Genomic DNA, 19,166 nt, shown 5'->3' with positions numbered 1-19,166 from the left:
TTCTGGCAGATACTATACTTATGAACAGTACTTGATGTCAAGCTGGGTTTGGCGGGGGCGGAAACTCACATCGCCAGCGCGCTGGTTGAATCGCGCGCTGTTGGGGGCGACGAGACCCGATGGGCAAATGGATACCGAATATTTCGCAGCATTGATTTGGAGAAGACTCTTGGTCAATGTGGCCACTCCGTACGAGTAGCCGCATCAATAAATATTGAGGTGCACTGAGCATCGAATCGCATGTCCGTTACGCTTCCATTTCTGACCGCCTACGACCCACCGGGAACCAGCGAAGGCACGCTGGACCCGCTTGGGTTGTATCAGATCGCCGACCAGTTGGCGGTACAACTAGTGCCGGCGGTGCGCGAGCGGATGCAGAGGATTCGGTTTCTCACGGCAATGGCCGTCGGATGCTTGGTTACCGAGGGCATCGACAGCGATCCTAACCTGCGCGACGCATCGCCCTATTTGGTCTGGGAATGGCTGATCGTTGAAGCGATGGTCCGATCCCGAGGTGAAGACTCCTCGAACTGGGGCGTGCCAGGAACGTTGGTCACGCGCCACGCCCTGGATCAGCACGGCTATCTCGATGCTCGCAGCTACCTGAAGACTCCCAGGATTTTCGGTTTTCACGGAGTCTACAAGCGACTTGCGTCCCATTTGGGGCTCGTGGACGTTCACCTGGGCGCGGGGCCAAATGCCGATTTATTAGTTGATGCATGGGCCCGCGGGTTAGGATTGGGCGGCCTCGAAAGCGCGAAACCATTGATTTCGCGATGGTCCGACGCTGTACGTCGTAGCCTGGGCGAAAGTCCGCCGCGAACCAAGCCAAACTGGGGTTCGGGGTCATGGTCTGAACTCGCGGACGCCTTTGCGCCGGCGACTGCGAAGGCGAGAGAGCGGCGGTGCATCCGCGAGCATCTGCTTACGTCTGACAAGCGCAAGCTGGGCGCCCTCTCGACGCTCTGGAAGCTGCAGAAGGAATTCTCTGATGAGCCATTCCGCGAGGAGCGACTGCATGATCGCCTGGAGCAAATAGAACCTGCCTACGGTCCACTGCTGGCAGCCATTCGAGCCTATGAGGCGTTCGCTCGTAGCGCTCAGGACGCATTCGATGTCCTGAGAGCACAAGCGGCGAGGACGGATCTCCAGGGATTCTGTGTGACGGACATCAGCAACGATGAAGGATTTGCGAAAAGTGTGCATGGCCTTCACAAACGATTTGAGGCGGCACACCATGCCCTGTCGGCAGTGAGCCTCACCGGAGTTTCGCTCCACAACTTGTTCGATGAGCGATTCGGCGCATTTGCCGAGCCCTTGGATGCTGGCGGATGCGCTCGGATGCTATGTTCCCACCACGAGACAGTCCAACGAGACAAGTCGGCCGATGGAAAGCGCCCTTGGTTCGATCGGTTGGGCCAAGACCAAATCTATGTTCGACACGCCTACCGGATCGCGAGGCCCGAAATCCAAGTGGGTCGATACCTGCACGATTATCGCGGTTGGCCCATCCGACGTTTCTACGATGACCTCGCATGAGCAAGCGCAAGAAACCCACAAGCGGTGCAATGCTTGACCTGTGGCGGCCGCCATCGGGCGCTGGCGATCCGTTAGGATGCCTCGCCACCACATACACGTTTGCGCCTGGACTGTTTGATGAGCAATGCTTGGCGCGCTTTCTGGAAATCGAATCGGAACCCAATCGCGAGGATTTGGCGTTTCTTCTGGAGCGAGAAAGTCGATTGGGCGGGGTCTATGCGGGAGTGCTTGTCGATTATACGCAAGCAGGGGTCGAACATTCGTTGCGTTGGGACGTGCTTCCCGTCCGCATACGATTCGGCAAACAACACGCCAAGATCAGTGTGCTCAGTTGGACACGTTGCACGCGCATCATCGTGGCGTCAGCCAACCTGACGGAGCCTGGATACCGGACGAACTTCGAAGTCGCCGGAACTGTCGATCTAAGGCCGGAGGCTGGAGACACGGCGGTACTGGCCCAAGCAATCGACTTCTTGCGGAACCTGTTGACGTTGGTTCCTGGAGCAGCCAGTAGTCCGCCCGCAGTTCGTCGAGCAACCGAGTTTTTGGCGAACGTTGAGAACCACACACGCGATTGGAAGTCGGTTCGTCGCGGAGGAGCGATTCGCCAACAGCTCGTCGTCACCCTGCCCCCCATCGGAAAAAACGACTCGCGCAGCAGTCTCGAACAGGCGGTCCAGGCATGCCGTGAGCGGGGCGGATCGCCACACGAAGCTTGGGCGGCGTCGCCATTCTTTGATGGGGACGATGGGGCAACTCGCGTTACGGCCACGCTCTGCGAAAAGATGGCGAGGAGAACGACGCGATCACTTACTTTCTGCGTACCGGCCGTCCAAGCGGAGGCAGGTGACGCGGTACCTCGACTTGCCGCGCCGAAATCATTGCTTTCGACACCGTCGTCGTACCAGGGGAGCGTTAGGATAGGCACGTTGCCTAACAGTGATGGCGACAAGAACCGCAGACCTTGGCATGCCAAATTGCTGCTGCTCCGAGCCGACCAGTATTCGGCAATGATGATCGGTTCTTCCAACTTCACGTGTGCGGGGATGGGAGTGGGGAACCACTGCAACGCCGAGGCGAACCTACTGTCGATAGCCGATCGCGTTGAGTACGGACGGGAGGTTGGGATGTTAGAATCCGTGTGGCCACAAGTGGCGTTTTTGGAAGATCCAGAGGGCGCCGAATGGCTTGGTCCCCAATTGGATCACGAGGAGGAGCAGACCACGGCGATTTCCTTGCCGGCAGGATTCCTGTCGGCCACGTACTCGGCCGGCGAATCGCGTCGCGTGGAATTGCGACTTGATGCGGGCGAGCTACCAGACGACTGGAAAGTCTTGGCATGTGGCCGGAAGCCGCCCGAGCTGTTTTCAGCAACCGCGTGGCGAGACGACGGACAACCACCCGTGATTGAGTGCGCCTGGGAGTCAGTGCTGCCGCCGGAGAAGTTGCTGGTCTGTTGGGGGGACTCCGAGGCGTTCTTGCCGTTGAACGTACAAGATGGCCAAAAGCTCCCGCCGCCGGATCAACTCGACAAGATGTCGGCTGACGACATGCTCCTGATCCTCGCGGCGACCGATCCGAGCGCAGCATTTCGCGCTTGGGCTAAGCAACAGCAGCCGTCCGACCTTTTCGACACCGATCTGGACTCGGCGACGCCGATTGATTTGGACCCCCTCCGGCGTTACGACTTGCAGACGACATTTTTGCACCGCATCCGACGCCGCGCACGCGTCCTTGCACAACTACGGTGCAACCTCGAACGTCCCGTGTGGGGACGACAAGCCCTGGAGTGGCGGCTTCGGGGGTTGGTCGGGATCGAGCCGCTTGCACAGCGACTCGTGAATGAGTTTAAGGACGCCAACGGGAATGGCGATGAGGCCCTTCTCACGCTGGCGGACTTCTTGATCGTGCTGCGCGAAGTCAAATACCAAGTGGAAGACAACGCGCTGCCAAAGTCAGACTTTGACAAGGTCTTTCGTTCCTTCTTGGGCGAACTGGCCGGCATGATCAATCAGCAGGTCGAAGGATGCTTGGACGGAGCATCGCCAGACCTGAAAGGCTTCTGGGCACGGGTGGTGGAACAATGCCGCACATGAACGACAACCACCGATCGCCGTCAGAGCTGCTGTTGGGAAAACAGCTTAATGCCCGCGTTCCCAAAGCCGACCAAGAGCGCCAACGGGCTGAAGTCGAAGAGATTCTGTGCCGCCTACAATCGCAACCGGGAGTCATCCTGGCTGATGAAGTCGGCATGGGTAAGACATTCGTTGCCTTGGCTATTTCCTACAGCGTTGCCAAGCAAAGTCCCCGTGGCCCCGTGATCGTGATGGTTCCCGCCAATCTCGTCGACAAGTGGGAGCAGGATTTAAAGACGTTCTGTGAACTGTATCTCGATGATCGCCGCCCAGTGCAACGCGAAGGAGCTTTACCGAAGGACCTAGCCAAGCCGCAATGCGTGCGATATGGAGTGGCACGCCACAGCATCGACCTCATGAAGCTGCTTGATGATCCGCCCCGCACTCGCTGCCATCTTATCTTCTTAGCGCAAGGCGCGATGGCCCGGCGACAGACTGACAAATGGATTCGCTTGGCATTGATTGCCGAGACGCTGCGCCGACATGGCCGGGGCAAGGCCAGCCGTTTGATTCAGGTGAAGAACCAAATCCATCGCTTCCTGGGTGAACTTCTCTGGGCGGTCGGAGAGGAACGGGCTCACGACTGGGGGGAAGACCTTTGGCAACAGCTGCTCAGGACCGACACGTCGACCTGGAAAGACACGTACAACAGCGCGGTGCGAAATGAGCGACGCCACCTTGCGGACGACCCGGTTCCGAAATTGGTATCGCGGGCACTGCACAGAATCGACCTCAAGCCGCTAGCGAGCGCGCTGGAACAAATGCCTGTTCGTGAGCGCGGCGGCAAAGAGCGGGTATCGGAGCGCCTTAATGCGGCTCGTAGCGCCCTGCGGCAAGCCGAGGAATCGCTTTGGCGAGATCTGCTAGCCCAAGCTCGCTGGCGCTCGCCGCTCCTGGTCATGGACGAAGCGCATCACTTGAAGAATCCCGGTACATCGCTGGCGCGACAACTTCAGTCTCCCGATTCCGAGCGAGACCTGCGCACAGGGGATGGAGCGATGGCGCACGCCTTCGACCGCATGTTGTTCCTTACCGCGACGCCGTTTCAACTCGGACATCACGAACTGGTTTCCGTTCTCAGACGGTTTGGCGATGTGCGGTGGGATGCTGGCGTGTTGGGCGAGCGTGATAAGTTCATCGGTCAAATGGATGGCCTCCGAGACCGTCTCAACGAAAGCCAGCGCACCGCCATTGCCTTGCAACGAAGCTGGAGCCGATTGCGCGACGAGGACTGTGACGGTGAGGTCCAGGATTGGTGGAAGCGGATTTCGGCAGCCCCTCGCGAATCGTTGACCCATCGCCAGCGTGCGGTGGTGGATGCCAATCAGGCGGCTCGAGTCGCTCGGGACGCTGCGCAACAGGCGATTCGGCCGTGGGTGGTGCGTCACAACAAGGGAGTTCATTGGAACGACACCGTCATCGCACGTCGGGAACGCCTCGACGGCTCGGCCGCCAACGGAGGAGGCGTCCCGTGCGGTTTGCCCGTGCCCCAGGAGCAGTTGCGGCCGTTCTTCCTGGCGGCCCGCAGTGCGGTTAGCGCCGGGCAGGATTTGCTCGGCGAAGCGCTGTGTTCATCGTATGAGGCATTTCGATTCACACGAAAAAGCCGCGAGCACGGCAAAGACGATCAGGACGCAGCGCTAACGGCGATGGTCGAAATGACCCATTCGCGCTGGTATTTACAAGAATTCGACCGCGCACTGAATCAATGCAGTGGCGCAACACACCCCAAGATCGACTCGACGGTTCAACGAGTCGTCGATTTGTGGGAGGCCGGCGAAAAGGTGCTTGTGTTCGCGTTCTACCGGCAGACATGTCGAGCGCTGCGGATTCATATCAGCGGGGAGATTGAGAAACGCCTTCTGGATGTGACGATACGACGGCTCGAAGAGTCGGGGCAAGAAGTAAAGCCTGGTGGAGTCCAGCAACTCCTGGGACGAATTCAAAAGCGGTACTTCGATGATTCGGATTCTCCCGGACGACGCGCCATTGATTCCGCGCTTGGACAGATTGTTCAATCGCACGAGGCGGCGCTCGAGTCCGTCCAGGCCAGCGAAGAACAACGCACGACGCTCGTCGAAGTCATGCGGCGGTTTCTCCGCGTCTCGACAACCTTGGCTCGCTGCTTTCCCCTTTCCGAACTGGATTCGGTAAAGCCTGACGACGCGGTCGCGATCATGATGGCACACCAGGATGCATCCGGGGTGTCGTGGCATCAAAAGTTCGACGGGTTCATCAGACTCTTAACGGAGTGCTGCTCCAGCGACGAGCGGCAGTCGTATTTGGAGGCGGCAATACGAACCCAGACCGGGGCCATTCGTGTGGAGGCCAATGACGACGAAGGAGATGAGTCGGATTCGGGACGGGTGACGCTTGCAAATGTCCAGGTAGCGATGGGCACGACACGCCGAGAGGCGCGCGCACGATTGATGCGCGCGTTCAACACCCCGTTCTTTCCGGACATCCTGGTCTGCAGCCAGGTCATGGGAGAAGGTGTGGACCTACAGAGGTTCTGTCGCCACGTCATTCATCACGACCTCGACTGGAACCCCAGCACCATTGAGCAGCGTTCCGGCCGCTTAGACCGACTCGGATGCAAAGCGGAGGGGCTCCAGCCGATCAAGGTCTACCTTCCGTACCTCGCGGGCACGGCCGACGAACGGCAATACAAGGTAATGTCAGACCGCGAGCGCTGGTTCCGAGTCGTGATGGGGCAGGATGAAGTTGCCCGACTGATTACGGCCGAATCCGGCGCTGGAGTGCCGCTACCCGAAGCAATTTCGGATGACTTAAACTTCAAACTCGGGATTGGTGGGTATTAGCAATGACCACCGGCGATGGGGCCTCGATTTGCCGCAAGCGTTGACGGAGAAATTGCGTCTGTTCATCGCGCGATAGCACTGCTAGCACCTTCTGGCAGATACTATACTTATGAACAGTATTTGATGTCAAGCTGGGTTTGGCGGGGGCGGAAACTCACATCGCCAGCGCGCTGGTTGAATCGCGCGCTGTTGGGGGAGAGAATGCGCGCGGAACTGCTTGCCAACTTTTTTTCAGATTGGCGCCGACTTGATGAGCGAAACGAATTCCTCAACCAGCCACAGGCCCCGCTTTCAATTCTCCATCGCTTCCCTGCTGCTGTGCATGACCGTGGTCTGTTTGATTATCATGCAGGTCATAACGCAACGGGAGTTGAACAGTCTGAAACACGAACTGAGCACGACTCGTCCGCTGTCAGCCAAGGAAGTCGCGCGTCAATTCGAGAAACGCACGACCTTGGCCTCGATCGCGACCAAGGTCTCCGACGTGCGTTACTCGCCGCAGGATGATTCCTACAAGATCGCCTACTCGTGGACCGATTCATCCACAGGGCAAACCTGGTCGAGCGACGTATTTCTCAACGCCGACGGATATGGCAGCTATGTTGGCAAGATCATCAGCAAAGAATTCATTGGCCCGCTCGGGCGCAACGACGCTTATTATGTCTCGGTCGAGACACCCCCGTTGCCCCTTGAATAGCCGCATTGGCCGCGCCATCGATTGGGTGACTATTGCAGGGATAGCATGACGAGCGAAGGGTGCCGGCGCGGCGGCCGTTGAGAACCAGTGGCAATGGCGACTCGCGCCGACAAGGGAAACTCCCCTGCCATCAGACGCAACACGTCGGGCTGGAAGCCCGCCAGCGCACAGGTCAAGATGGTGGGCGCCGCCAAGGACGGATGTCGCCGAGTACGACGTGCGCTATCACCTTCACTCAGAATCCTTACAGCACCATGAACTCGCAAACTCGATTATCTGTACAGCAGAACGCGAACCTGATACCGGTGCTCGCGCTAGCTCTGTGGTGGTTCGCCGGCGCTGCTCTCGGCGCCCCGCCCGGCGGACAACTCTACTACAACCAGGATTGCACCCAATTCTTTTTTGCGACGGAAATTCCCGCCGGCCAATCTGGGGAATTGATTGATCGCTACGTGGATGAAATTGCCGATGCCGGCGTGACGGTGTTCTTCTGCAATACGAACTCCCGAAAGACCAACTATCGAAGCCAGGCATGGGAGGCGTTCTGGGATGGTTACGATCCCGCGGGACCGGACGATCAGCCGATTTTGAAGCCCATTCCGGCGGAGCAGGCGTCCGCCTATCGCCGCGGGATCGGCAACATGTTGCAGGTTCACCGGGAGGGTGTGGATTATCCGGCGCGCGTGATCGCGCGATGCCGGCAGCGTGGCATGTCGCCGTGGATTTCGTTGCGGATGAACGATTGCCACTACAACGACATTCCGACTCATCCTTTCCACGGCAGTTTCTGGGTCGAGAACCCGCAACTGCGCCGGCAAAATTGCACGGGCTACTTCGCCAGTTGCCTGGATTATGCCCGGCGCGAAGTGCGCGATTGCTTCATGGCGCTCATCGAGGAGACATTGGAACGCTATGACGTGGATGGCCTGGAGTTGGATTTCATGCGCGAGCCGTACTTGTTTAGCGCGGACCAGGAACAGGAAGGGGCGCCGATCCTCACGGCGTGGCTGCACGAAGTTCGGCAGCGGATTGATGAAGCCGCCGTCAAACGGGGACACCCCATCCGGCTTGGTGTGCGGGCGCCGTCGCGACCAGAAACGGCGCAAGGCATGGGGCTGGACGTGGGCACATGGGCGAAGCAGGGGCTCATCGATCTGCTGGTGGTCACTCCGCGCTGGGCCACGCTCGAGTTCGGCATGGGCATTGCTGAGTGGCGACAGCAGTTGGGCCAAGCCAAAGTGACGCTGGTTGGCGGTCTGGAAGTGCTTTATCGGCCGATGCCGGGCGGCCCGGCGGAACTCGTCTCGTCCGAACTCGCCCAGGGGGCCGCGGCGCTGGTGCTCGAAGACGGCGCGGATGCGGTTTATCTCTTCAACTATTTTCCTGGCACGCTGGCGAAGCCGGCGTATCAAGCCACGCTGCGGGCCATGACTTCACTGGCTGCGGTGCGCGAAGTTCCGCGGTCGATTGGCGTGACTTATCGCGATATCGTGGCGCCGAGCGAAGCCTACCAACCGCCATTGCCGGCGACGGGCAAGGAAGCGAGTTTCAGCATGCAGCTTGGCTCAGAACCACCCAGCGATTGGCGCCGCGAGGTGATGATTGGCGTCGCCGCCGAAGCGGACACGCCACCGGTGAGACCATTGGTTTTCTGGGATGGAAAGCCTTGCGACTTCGTGGAACAGTCGGAAACGAACAACGGGCTTTCGCTGATGACATATCGGATTCCGGCCAGTCCCTGGGCGCCGTCGCGAACGCATGAAATCAAGGTCGCCAACGGCGATGAGGCGTCGTTTGAAATTCAACGCGTCGAAGTGAAATTGACACCGTAACTCCGATGCGAATCGCAGTACGGGTACGATTTCCTCTCTCCGCGGGCGGTCTTGTTGGCGCGGTGCGACTTGATCGGAGTATGCCAGGAAACGGCAATCCGCCCGCACAGGTAAATTCACATCCGGGGGACGCAGTTCACCAATCGGCTACTCGATCGTCAGTCGCCGCTCGGCGCTTGTGCCCGCCGGCGGAACGGTCAGATAGACGTTCTCGCACCCTTCGGCAACCGGTTCGATCTGAAAGCCGTGGCCGGCAGGTTCCAGTTTGATCCGCTCCTTCGTCGGATCAAACGAGGCGGGAACATAGAACCGACTGGGACTCTTGGCGCCGGCGTCCTCGGTCCAGGTGCAGGTGAACTTGCGCGCGGCGGGAGTCGCTTCGTAAGCCAGAATCGTGCCCGCGACATTCATCGGATAGGGTCGGCACAGCACCTGCAACACTGGCTGCTCGGCGAAGTTCTTCTCCAGCGACCAATAGGTGTCGCCGCACAAGAGTTTCTCGAACTGGCGGCAGACAAACTGGGCGGCGGGCAGCGCCGCCTCGGCGCCGCCGTAGTACGCGCCCCATTCGCCCACCAGCATCGGCATCTCCAAACGCTGTTGCGTTTCGCCATGCCGCGCGAAGATCAGTTCCACGCGCGGGTTGGACGCGGAAGCCACCTCCGCGGTGTCGGTCACCAGGTCATAGCCGTGCGGCGCGTATGCCTGTAGCGGATCGCGCCCGCCGTCGGCGGTCTTCATCGGCTCGATCATGCTGCGCACGCCCATATTCGATGCGCCGCTCGTTTCCAGAAAGATGATGTGCTGTTGATCAACTTGCCGGATCGCGTCGGTGACCTTTTGAAATAGCGCGGTCAACGTCGTTCTTTCAAAATCCTCAAACACCGGTTGAGCCGCATCCAGGACGCGTCCATAGACCTCTGGATTGTCCAGCTTTTTCAGAATCTTGGAGCGTCCTTCCGGAGTTCCCCATTGCGTCATCACCTCTAACACTGCCGATGTCGACGCGCCCTTGGGGTCGGCGCCCTCGGCCGCGACCTGCCTGACAATTTGCAACAAACCCTTTGTCACCAGGCTCCCGGCGAACGGCTCATTCATCAGGTCATAGCCGATCACGGTGGGATGGTTTGCGAAGTGCTCCGCCAGAAACTTCCATGCCCCCGCGTAGCGATCTTGCAGACCGATCCCGCCCGGCCCCGGCTTGTTCGCGTAAAAATTATCGAACGCCCGCTGCACCGCCGGGCTGGTGAAGTAGGCATCGCTCCACACAGCGCCCAGGGTGGTGTGCGGCTTGTCGTCGGTCAGCGTGGCCCACTCGGGCGCGCCGTCGGAAAACTTCATGCTGAACAAATCCTGGTGCATGTCCAGAACGACATACAGCCCATGCTTCGCCGCCCACGCCACCCGCTTGTCCAATTCCGCGAGGCATTGCGGGTTGTACTCTCCGGGGGCCGGTTCCACCGCGGCCCAGGTGAACCCTAGCCGGATGCAGTTGAACCCCCACGACTTCATGTCCGCATAGCCGGACTCGTCCAGCCACTCGTACTGTTTCCAAGCGGCGCTTTTGTCGACGACATTGACGCCGTGCAACAACAGGTGTCGCCCCTCCGCGTCCAGAAACCTCGTGCCAGAAACCGAGACGAACCGCTCGCCGCCCCAGGCCGCACCCTGGATCAAGGCCGCCGCAAACCAGGTCGCGGCCAGCGCCCTGAACATTCCCCTTGTCTGATGCCTGACAATCATTCCTCAACCTTTTTTTGAAATGGAGCGCACGGCGCAACCGACATGCTCGAATCATTATCGCTGAAACCGAGTCGTTTGGGGGGATGCCGTGGCGGATTGTGGTTTCGCACTGGGCTAGCCGTTGGAGGGGCCATTTTTTGGGCGGCCGAAGCGGACCAATGCCGCAGTAAAGCGCACCTGCGCCGAGCTGTAACTGGTCCAACCGTTTCACCAGCGCCGGCCCCCTGTTGGCAGGCACATTGGTAAAGTAATGCTGCGGATCGCCGCTTCGCCCCTCACCCTGCCCTCGGTCCCGAGTACCAGAGCGAGGGTTTTGAAACCGGCGCTGCTCACAGAACACCTTCGCCAAGAAAGTTGATACCAACCGATGACGCCCATCGATCGACGCGTATTCTTGTCGCGCTGCGCCGCCACGGCCGCCGTCGCCGGACTAGCTGACCTTGATGGCGCCGAACGCTCGGCCGGCGCGGAAGCCGCCACCGACCAAGCGTCGCCTGCCGGCAGAAATGGATTCTGCTTTTTGCACACCTATGAAGCATCTGGCAGCTATTGGGCCGGATTGGAAAAAGCGGGCCTCGTGCGGCCGCACAACGGCGTGCGGCTCATCAACTCGTCGTATGGCGACGACAGCGCGCGGTTCAACCAGGTGGCGCGGGTGGGGGGCGCGCTGCATCGCATCGTCAGCGGCCGGAGCCGCCCGCTGGTGATCGACCGGGTCGCGGGGGGCATTGTCTATCACCCGTACCAGTTCGATGCCGAGTTGATCCGCGCTTATGACGAACTGTTGGGCGACAAGTTTCTGGGGGGACAAATTCATGAAACGATTTCCAACACGCACAACGATTGGGATCGATTCCTGAGCGTCGATCCAAAATACGCCGAGGACCCGATCGAGGCCGCGGCCGTGCGCGACCATCTCAACCACCAGACCATCGCGAGTCGCTATCTCGAATATGGCACAGTAGACGATTACGACGGGCGCCGATTTCCGCGCGATTTCGAAGCGCTGTGGCAGGAGACGGTGCGCAACTTTCAGGCGCAAGCCGATCGAGTCGCCGGCCGCTGCTGCTATGCCGAGGGATCGGCCAAGGGAGAATTGGTGTGGCACGCGTTTTACAAACTGGGGGCGCGATCGTGCCTGGCCGAGGTCGGCCCCTGGGCGTCGCACCGCTCGCAGTTCATGGTCGCCAGTCTGCGCGGAGCGGCCAAGGCGGCGGGCAAGCCGTGGGGCGTGTTCTTCGCCCCGTGGGGGCCGCAAGGCTGCACATCGTTCCTGCCGCTGGGAGAGTCGTCTTGGCAGATTCCGCCCGACACCTGGGACAAATCGGTATGGCCGATCGGTCCGGAATTGGGCCCCTCCAGCGCGCTGCAGCGGCGCTCGTTCTTTCATACCTATCTCTCGGGAGCGCATACGCTGCACGAGGAGTGGGGCGCGGAATGCAATCTGACGAACTGGGACAGTGGGGAGCTTTCGTCCTACGGACGAGTGACGCGCGACCTGCTCGATTTTCAAGACCAGGTGGGGGACGTGGGCGAGCCATTCACGCCGATCGCCTTGGTGCTAGACGCCACCGTGGTTCCACCCTTTGCCAGGGCGGGCAAGCTCCAGCAATTGATTCCGCCGCGGGCGATCGATCTGGATTGGGCCCAAGTGAAAGAGGCGCTCTATCCGCCCGCGGAGTCGGCGGCGGCGAAGGGGGCCAGCGAGTTGGCCCGCGGTGAAGTCGCCTGCTATGCGCCTTGCCCGTATGCGGAACTGTTCGACGTGACGCCATCCGACGCGCCAGAAGCGGTGTGGTCTGATTACCGGGAGGTGATCGCGATTGGCGACGGCCACGCACCGGCCTGCGCCGTGCGCGGGCCAATCGACGCGCAGATTGCCCGGCTGAAAATCGCGCTGGAGAAATGGTCGCCGCTGACGCGCACTGGCGACATGCTGCTGCAAATCAATCGGCGCGCCGCCGACCAGGCGTGGATCATCGGTTTGCACAATCCGTATGGCGCCTACCGCGGCGACGTGGCCAACTTGGGCAGCATACTCGAAGCGGACTGCGCGCAGCGCGAGACGCTGCGCATGAAGTCGCCGATCAAATCGGCTCGTGCGCTGCACGCTTGGCCAGCCGGCAGCGGCATCGAGCGGCAAGGAGACGAGCTGGTGGCAACGGTAGGACCGGGCGGCACGCTGATCGTGGAAGTGATGACGTAGCTTGAGCACGGCGGCGAACTGGTTGGCGCCAACGGGCAGTGGCTTGGCCGACAAACGCCAGCGGCGCGCGGCCGGCGCGGCGATGGGAAATCGAATAGCCGGCATCGCATGGTAGAATCATCTATGAGCCGCGCCCGGCCCAAGGGATGCCCATCATGACCAAGCTGGATTACCGCAACATCGAACAAGACCCGGCCCGCTGCGGCGGTCAGCCAGTCGTGGGCGGAACCCGCATCCGGGTGGGGATCATTCTGGGTTGTTACCGGCAAGGGATGAGCATTGAAGAAATCGTCCAACAATATCCGGGGCTCAAGCCGGCGGACGTTCACGACGCCTTGGCGTACGCCTACGACCACCTGGACGAAATTGAGGCCGGCGCGGCGGCCGATGATGAACTCGCGGTCAAGGCGCGGTACGCCAGCGTCAACTCGCCCCCATGAGCGGCGTGAAGTACTTCACGGATGAAGATGTCTACGCGGCGGTGGCCCCCGCTTTGCGGAAAGCCGGCGGAGATGCGGTACCGCGGACTGTCGATGCGATGGCCAGCCGGGTAAACTCGCCGGTTTGAATCCTTCGACGGACGGGGAACGCAAGTAGTGCCCACGCTGGATTGGATCGGCAAGGCGGCGGTGGTGAACCATCACCACAAGGTTCGCTACCACTTGCTGCGCTGCGATCGCCAGCTTAGCGCCGGCGACGCCGAGGCGGGCAACCTGCTGGTGCAAGGGGACAATCTGCTGGCGCTCAAAGCCTTGCTCCCCTACTACGCTGGCAAGGTGAAGTGCATCTACATCGCCCCCCCCTACAACACGGGGAACGAAGGCTGGGTCTACAACGACAACGTGAACAGCCCCGAAATCCGCCAGTGGCAGCTACGGCGTCGTCGAGGTCGTCAAACTCCAACTGGTCTCCGGCGTGTGGCGCATCCAGACCTTTCTCGCCATCGGCAACTACGGCTCCGGCAACCTCACCCTGACCTGGAGCCTGTGATGTCCACGTCCTGGCAATGGTTCCCCGAGACCAAGGAAGCCATCTGTAACTACTGCGGCTTCCGCGCCACATATAAAGATGACGTCCCCGGCCACCTCGAGCACGAGTGTGACCCCGCCAAGCACCCTGCACTCACCGCGCGCCAAGGCCTGCCCATCGGCCGCAGCCCGCGCCCCAATGCCGCCTCCCGCGTCCCGCGCGGCCAACTCCTCGCCTGCATCCACCGCGGACCCGAGGACCGCCAGGAACCGTGCGAAACCTGCGGCGGGGGTGTCCGCATCAAGATCTTCGCGTGTGCGGTCCACGGCGAATGCCAACTGGACGACAAGATCGCGGGCGTGAAGTTCTGCGGCGGCTGTCACGAGCGCGCGCTTGCTACGGTGTGAACCTCTTACGGCGCGTTCGCTGGCGCGGCATCAGGCTTGGTGATGCCCATCAATTGCTCGGCTTCGGCGCGGAAGCGGCTGAGATCGTCGTTCTTCGGCTGGTTCTTCTCCATCCACTCGACACTGCGGTCGTACCACGTGCGGGCCTCGTCCTTGTGGCCGAGTTGCCAGTGGGCCATCGCCAGGAAGAAACCGTTGAAGGCAATGTGCTTGTCGGGCGCAAGCACCCTTGCTTTGTCGAGTGAATCGACGGCCTGCTGCCATTGCCCGGCGCGATACTGGGCCATGCCCAGGGTGCTCATGTTGAACGCATCGTTGGGTGCCAACTCGCCGGCCTTTTGGGCAAGCTGAACGGCAAGCGCGGACTGATCATCGTCGGTCGCTCCTTCGGCGACGAGATCCCAGCACAGCCTGGCCAACTCGTGCGGATCATCCAGGCGCAGCGCGCCGCTACGGAAGATGTCGCGCGCCGTCGTAACCGTTTCCAGCTCGTTCCACCTCGTTGATTCGCGTTCCCGCGGCAATGCGCGGTGCAAGAGCCTCAACAGCTCGCCGCTCCATTTGATTCCATTTGTCTGCGCGTCGCGGAGGTCCGCCAAAGCCTGCTCCCAGTGGCCGAGACCGACCTGGGCAATCGCCCGCCGGGCCAGGAACTGCGGGTCGTTCGACAGTGTGGCTACGGCATGGCGCGCCGTGGCGGCCGCCTCGGTCGAATTGCCCGGAGCTTTCCAGATGCGCACCGTGCCGTCGCTCTGCCGGGACAGCAGCGTGGCGCCGTCGGGCGTTACCGCCAGTTGCACCACGGCGCTTTCGGACGTCTGCGCCGCGTCCGCAGCCGGTCGGACCGTGAATCGCTCCTGCCGCGACGGGAGGTCCCATAGGCGGATCGCCCCGCGACTGCCGACCGCCAGGGTGCGGTCGCCAGGAAAGAATGCCAAGGCCGTGATCGCCGACTCGTGGCCTGGAAATGAGGCGATGACCTCCGCCGTCTGCATGTCGAAAACGTGCGCATTGCCAGTATCGGTGCCCGAGGCCAGGTATCTATTGTCCGACGAAAAGGCGACTTGCGTCGCCGCGCTCGCGGACGGGACAGGAACAGGCACGATTTGTTCCGATTCGAGGTTGTACAGGTTGACGACTCCAAACTGATGCGCGGCCGCCAGCCAGCGGCTATCCGGAGAAAACTCGACGTGCAGCACAGGGCAGAGAAGCCAGAAACTCGGATTCGAATAGCGAATTGCCTTCGGCGCCTCCCTGGTCGGCGGCGCGCCGTCGAGTTCGTTGACGTGTATCACGTTGATCCAATCCTCGTAGCTCGCCACCCAGCGGCCGTTCGGCGAAAGACGCACGTGCAACGACGAGCTCGATCCGCGCGATCCGCCGAGAGTCAGGACATTGGGCTGGGAATTGGAAGCCAGATCCCACACTCGCACCATCGGACTCCCCACGGTCGGAACACGATCGACCGAGGCCATCCGAGCGCCGTCGGCCGAAACGGCGCGAATATCATCAGCCGGAAGCGGGTCGTCCGTCCGCGTGCCTGTCTCCAGGCTCCATGACTGTGCCGGAAACTCATCTCCGACCAGAATCACCGATTGACCGCCGCGCATCGCGACCATGTGCCGGTTGGGAAGCTCGGGGTGGATCACCTTTAAGGCGGCCGACGGGCGCGCGGGCCAGATTTTGGCCGTTCCGTCGGTACTCAAGGACGCCCAACAATCGCGACCGCCCGACGCCGTGGCGATGCCCACAACCGCGCCGGAATGCGGCAGTCGGCACAGCAATTTGCGTTCGACAGCGTCCCACACGCTCACCATGCGATCCACACCTGCGGCGATCAGCGTGGTGCCATCCGCCGTGAACTTCATCCACGATCCCGGTCCCCCCTGGCCAAACTCCCACAGCGTCGCGCCGCCGTCTGCGTCCAGAAGGACGTTGTTCGTCGGGTTGCTGGCGGCGACAAACCGTCCGTCGGGTGAAACATCCCAAATCGTGGTTTCGTCAAGCTCACGGACGGCCTTTGGAGGTTGAACAGTCAAGTCGTAGATGCGCGAGAGGCGCCGCGTTCCATCATTCTTATCGCCGAAGCTCGCGCCTGCGTACAGGCGCCCGCCGTCCGGAGAATACACGACGCTATCCGCGAACTCGCGCTGCAACTCGAGCTCTCGGCGAGGTTCATCTGCACGAATGTCATAGATGACGACTCCATCGCCGGCCACGGCCAGGCGATTGGCGTCGGGCGAGAAGGCCATGCAACGGGCGTAGTCCCAATCGTCGGCACTTTGGCCGACCAGCGTACCGTCGCTGGCGTTCCAGAGGCGGATCGGTCCGCCCTGGCTACCGCTGGCTAACAGTTGGCCGTTCGGCGAGTACGCCAGACACCTGATCATGTAGGGACTCGACGGCAGGGTTGATTTCAACCTTCCCGTATTCGCATCCCGAAGCTCAATCCCGAACCGGTCGCCTATCAACGCATAGCCGAGGGCAACCGTACTTCCATCCGAGGAGATGGCAACTGCCCCATAGCTACCGTCCAGGCGAGGCAAACCACCGAGCTGGACATTCAACCCGTTCGTATAAGTAAGCGTCGCGCGCAGGCCTGGGTGGATTTCGCGCCACAAGTAGTGCCATTCGAAGCCGCGCAGGTCGGGCTCGCCACCCTTCGGGCGGTGGTTCTCCAACAGGTCGAGGACGCGCGCCGAGTGGCCGGCCGTGAGCGCCTGTTGGGCCAGGTTCATTTCCGCCGCGTACAATCGCTGACGCTCGAGCAATTCCTTGTCTTGCGCAAGTTGCAAGGCATTGCCTTTCGCCACGAGCGCGCCGTCCCTTGCCACGACGGCGGTCCTCGCCTCGCGAGCGCGCGCGTCGGCCTGAATGGCATAGTACGTCGAAACGCCAGTGCCCGCGATCAGGGCAGCGGCGGCTGTCGCTGTCAGCGCCGCAATGGCCGGATTCCGCCGGCACCAGCGCACGAGGCGCTCGCGCGCCGTCGATCGCCGCGCCAGGATCGGCCGATCGGCCACGAACCGCAGCAGATCTTCGGCCATCTCGTCGGACGTGTGATAGCGAGAGCCCGGCTCCTTGGAAAGCGCCTTGAGCACGATCGTTTCCAGGTCGCGCGAAATGCTGGCGTCCAGCTCGCGCGGCGGCACCGGCTCGCGGTCGGTCACCTGTTTGAGCGTGTCGATCGTGCTGGCGGCCTGAAACGGCGGACGCCCCGTCAGCAGAGCATACAGCGTCGCGCCCAGCGAATACACGTCGGCGGCAGGTCCGATCGCCGCCGAATTGCCCGACACTTGCTCGGGCGACATGAAGCTGGGCGTGCCCAGCAATTGCCCGGTGTGTGTCAAACCACTGCCGTCGGTTTGCCGTTTGGCCAGCCCAAAGTCGGTGACCCGCACGCGGCCGCTGTCGTCCAGCAGTATGTTGGCCGGCTTCAAATCGCGATGAATCACTCCTCTCTGATGCGCGTAGTGCACCGCCCCGCCAACCTCAGCGACGATCGTCGCAGCCTCACGGGCCGGCAGCGGTCCGTCGAGCAGTCGCTGGGCCAGGCTCAGCCCTGCGACGAACCCCATTGTGAAGTAGTGCTGTCCCTCGTGCTGGCCAACCTCGAACACCGGCACGATGCCGGGATGGTCGAGTGCCGCGGCGGCGTGGGCCTCGGCCGAAAACCGCTCCACGTCGGCCTGCGAGGCCAGTTGTCCCGCCAGAATCATCTTCAGCGCGACAATGCGCTCGGGATTCTTCTGCCGGGCCTTGTATACCACGCCCATTCCGCCGCGGGCGATTTCCTCCAACAGCTCGAAGGCGCCGAAGTTGCGAGGAACCGGTAGTATCGGCGCGATGGCACGGCCCCCGCCGGTCGAGCGCGCAGCGCCATCCGTGGACTTGTCCTGCTGCTGCCCCGGCATCACGCGGTTCACAGACTCGTAGTCGTCCAGAAACTCACGGAGCGCGTCGGCAATCTCTGGATGCTCGGCCAGAAACGCTTCGCGATCTGGCGCACAGCCCCGTTCCTGGGCCTCCAGGTAGTCGGCCACGGCGATGTCGACCTGCCGGCTGCGCAGGTTTTCGTGGGACTCAAACAAGTGCAGACTCCCCGGGCAAATCGTCGTCAGGTTGGAGTTTCAACTCCGCGCGCAACTGCCGCAAGCCGCGCTTCAGCAATCCGGCGACCGCGTCGCGCGAGCGATCCAGCCGCTGGGCAATCTCGGCCAGCGGCAGTCCGCTCCAATAGTGTAACGCCACCGCCTCGCGCTGCGCCTCGGGGAGCCGTGCCAGCGCCGCCACCAGTTGCAGCACCTGCTCGGCGAGCTCCGCCGGCGCGCCGGGCGCCAGGTCGCGGGCCAGCCACTGTTCGAGTCGCTGGGACGATTGCTCGATGGCCTGCTGCAGCGACACTTCGCGCCCCACATCGCGCTTGTCGGCAGTGATCTTGCGCACTTCGTCGGCGAGGTTGTTGGCCAGAATCTTGCGCAGCCACGCGAGCCGCTCAGCCGAGGGCACGACGAGTCCGCCAGCCAGCTCGCGATGCGCCTCGAACAGCGTGTCCTGGACGATGCCCGAGGGATCGAGCTTGCCGCGAAACCGGGCGGCGATCTGCTGCGAGGCCAAGAGCCGCAAGTACCCGCGGTACTGCTCCAGCGAATCGGCCTCTGCCGAGCGTTCGTCGGCTTTCATAGTCGGGCCCGGAGAATCGGCTCAGCCAGCGCCGCGGGGTTCCCTGGCGGCGCGCCGGCTCAGCCCCCCTTGAGCGTACTCGGCCGGCGGACGGTTTCAAGCGATTCGGGCGATCGTGTGAGCTGGGAATCAA

Annotated in this window: 11 protein-coding genes; 8 read left to right on the top strand and 3 right to left on the bottom strand. The window is 61.8% G+C overall.

Annotation, left to right across the window (positions count from 1 at the left end):
• Positions 1 to 240 precede the first annotated feature (240 nt).
• From K1X71_07825 to K1X71_07805, 5 genes are all read left to right on the top strand, one after another.
• Positions 241 to 1,539 (top strand): hypothetical protein, encoded by a 1,299-nt coding sequence (locus tag K1X71_07825; protein MBX7073042.1) that lies wholly within the window; start codon positions 241 to 243, stop codon positions 1,537 to 1,539.
• A complete protein-coding gene (locus K1X71_07820) occupies positions 1,536 to 3,635 on the top strand; it encodes a hypothetical protein (protein ID MBX7073041.1) in 2,100 nt (699 codons plus the stop codon). The genes K1X71_07825 and K1X71_07820 overlap by 4 nt, the downstream gene beginning before the upstream one ends.
• Entirely contained in the window at positions 3,632 to 6,496 is a 2,865-nt protein-coding gene (locus tag K1X71_07815) for a hypothetical protein (GenBank protein ID MBX7073040.1), read from the top strand. Before K1X71_07820 ends, K1X71_07815 begins: the two co-directional genes overlap by 4 nt.
• Positions 6,497 to 6,746: 250 nt before the next feature.
• Complete coding sequence (locus tag K1X71_07810) at positions 6,747 to 7,193, top strand: hypothetical protein (protein ID MBX7073039.1); 447 nt, start codon at positions 6,747 to 6,749, stop codon at positions 7,191 to 7,193.
• Between the two features lie 254 nt (positions 7,194 to 7,447).
• Complete coding sequence (locus K1X71_07805; GenBank protein MBX7073038.1) at positions 7,448 to 9,025, top strand: hypothetical protein; 1,578 nt, start codon at positions 7,448 to 7,450, stop codon at positions 9,023 to 9,025.
• Positions 9,026 to 9,172: 147 nt separating this feature from the next.
• Here the strand turns inward: K1X71_07805 and K1X71_07800 are convergent, their stop codons facing one another.
• Positions 9,173 to 10,741, bottom strand: a complete 1,569-nt coding sequence (locus K1X71_07800; protein ID MBX7073037.1) for a cellulase family glycosylhydrolase — start codon at positions 10,739 to 10,741, stop codon at positions 9,173 to 9,175.
• A gap of 394 nt (positions 10,742 to 11,135) precedes the next feature.
• On the opposite strand from K1X71_07800, the gene K1X71_07795 reads away from it, so the two are divergent.
• From K1X71_07795 to K1X71_07785, 3 genes are all read left to right on the top strand, one after another.
• Positions 11,136 to 12,974, top strand: coding sequence for a hypothetical protein (locus K1X71_07795; GenBank protein MBX7073036.1), 1,839 nt, complete (start codon positions 11,136 to 11,138; stop codon positions 12,972 to 12,974).
• A gap of 155 nt (positions 12,975 to 13,129) precedes the next feature.
• A complete protein-coding gene (locus K1X71_07790) occupies positions 13,130 to 13,414 on the top strand; it encodes a DUF433 domain-containing protein (protein ID MBX7073035.1) in 285 nt (94 codons plus the stop codon).
• Positions 13,415 to 13,570: 156 nt separating this feature from the next.
• Positions 13,571 to 14,350 carry a site-specific DNA-methyltransferase gene (locus K1X71_07785; protein ID MBX7073034.1) on the top strand — a complete coding sequence of 260 codons (780 nt, stop codon included), beginning with the start codon at positions 13,571 to 13,573 and terminating at the stop codon, positions 14,348 to 14,350.
• A 5-nt stretch (positions 14,351 to 14,355) separates the two neighbouring features.
• On the opposite strand, the gene K1X71_07780 is transcribed toward K1X71_07785, so the two are convergent.
• Entirely contained in the window at positions 14,356 to 18,393 is a 4,038-nt protein-coding gene (locus tag K1X71_07780) for a protein kinase (protein MBX7073033.1), read from the bottom strand.
• A gap of 40 nt (positions 18,394 to 18,433) precedes the next feature.
• Entirely contained in the window at positions 18,434 to 19,033 is a 600-nt protein-coding gene (locus tag K1X71_07775; protein MBX7073032.1) for a sigma-70 family RNA polymerase sigma factor, read from the bottom strand.
• Between the last annotated feature and the right edge of the window lie 133 nt (positions 19,034 to 19,166).

Source organism: Pirellulales bacterium, from assembly GCA_019694455.1.
GTDB lineage: Bacteria > Planctomycetota > Planctomycetia > Pirellulales > JAEUIK01 > JAIBBY01.
This window is presented reverse-complemented; position numbering and strand designations above follow the sequence as displayed.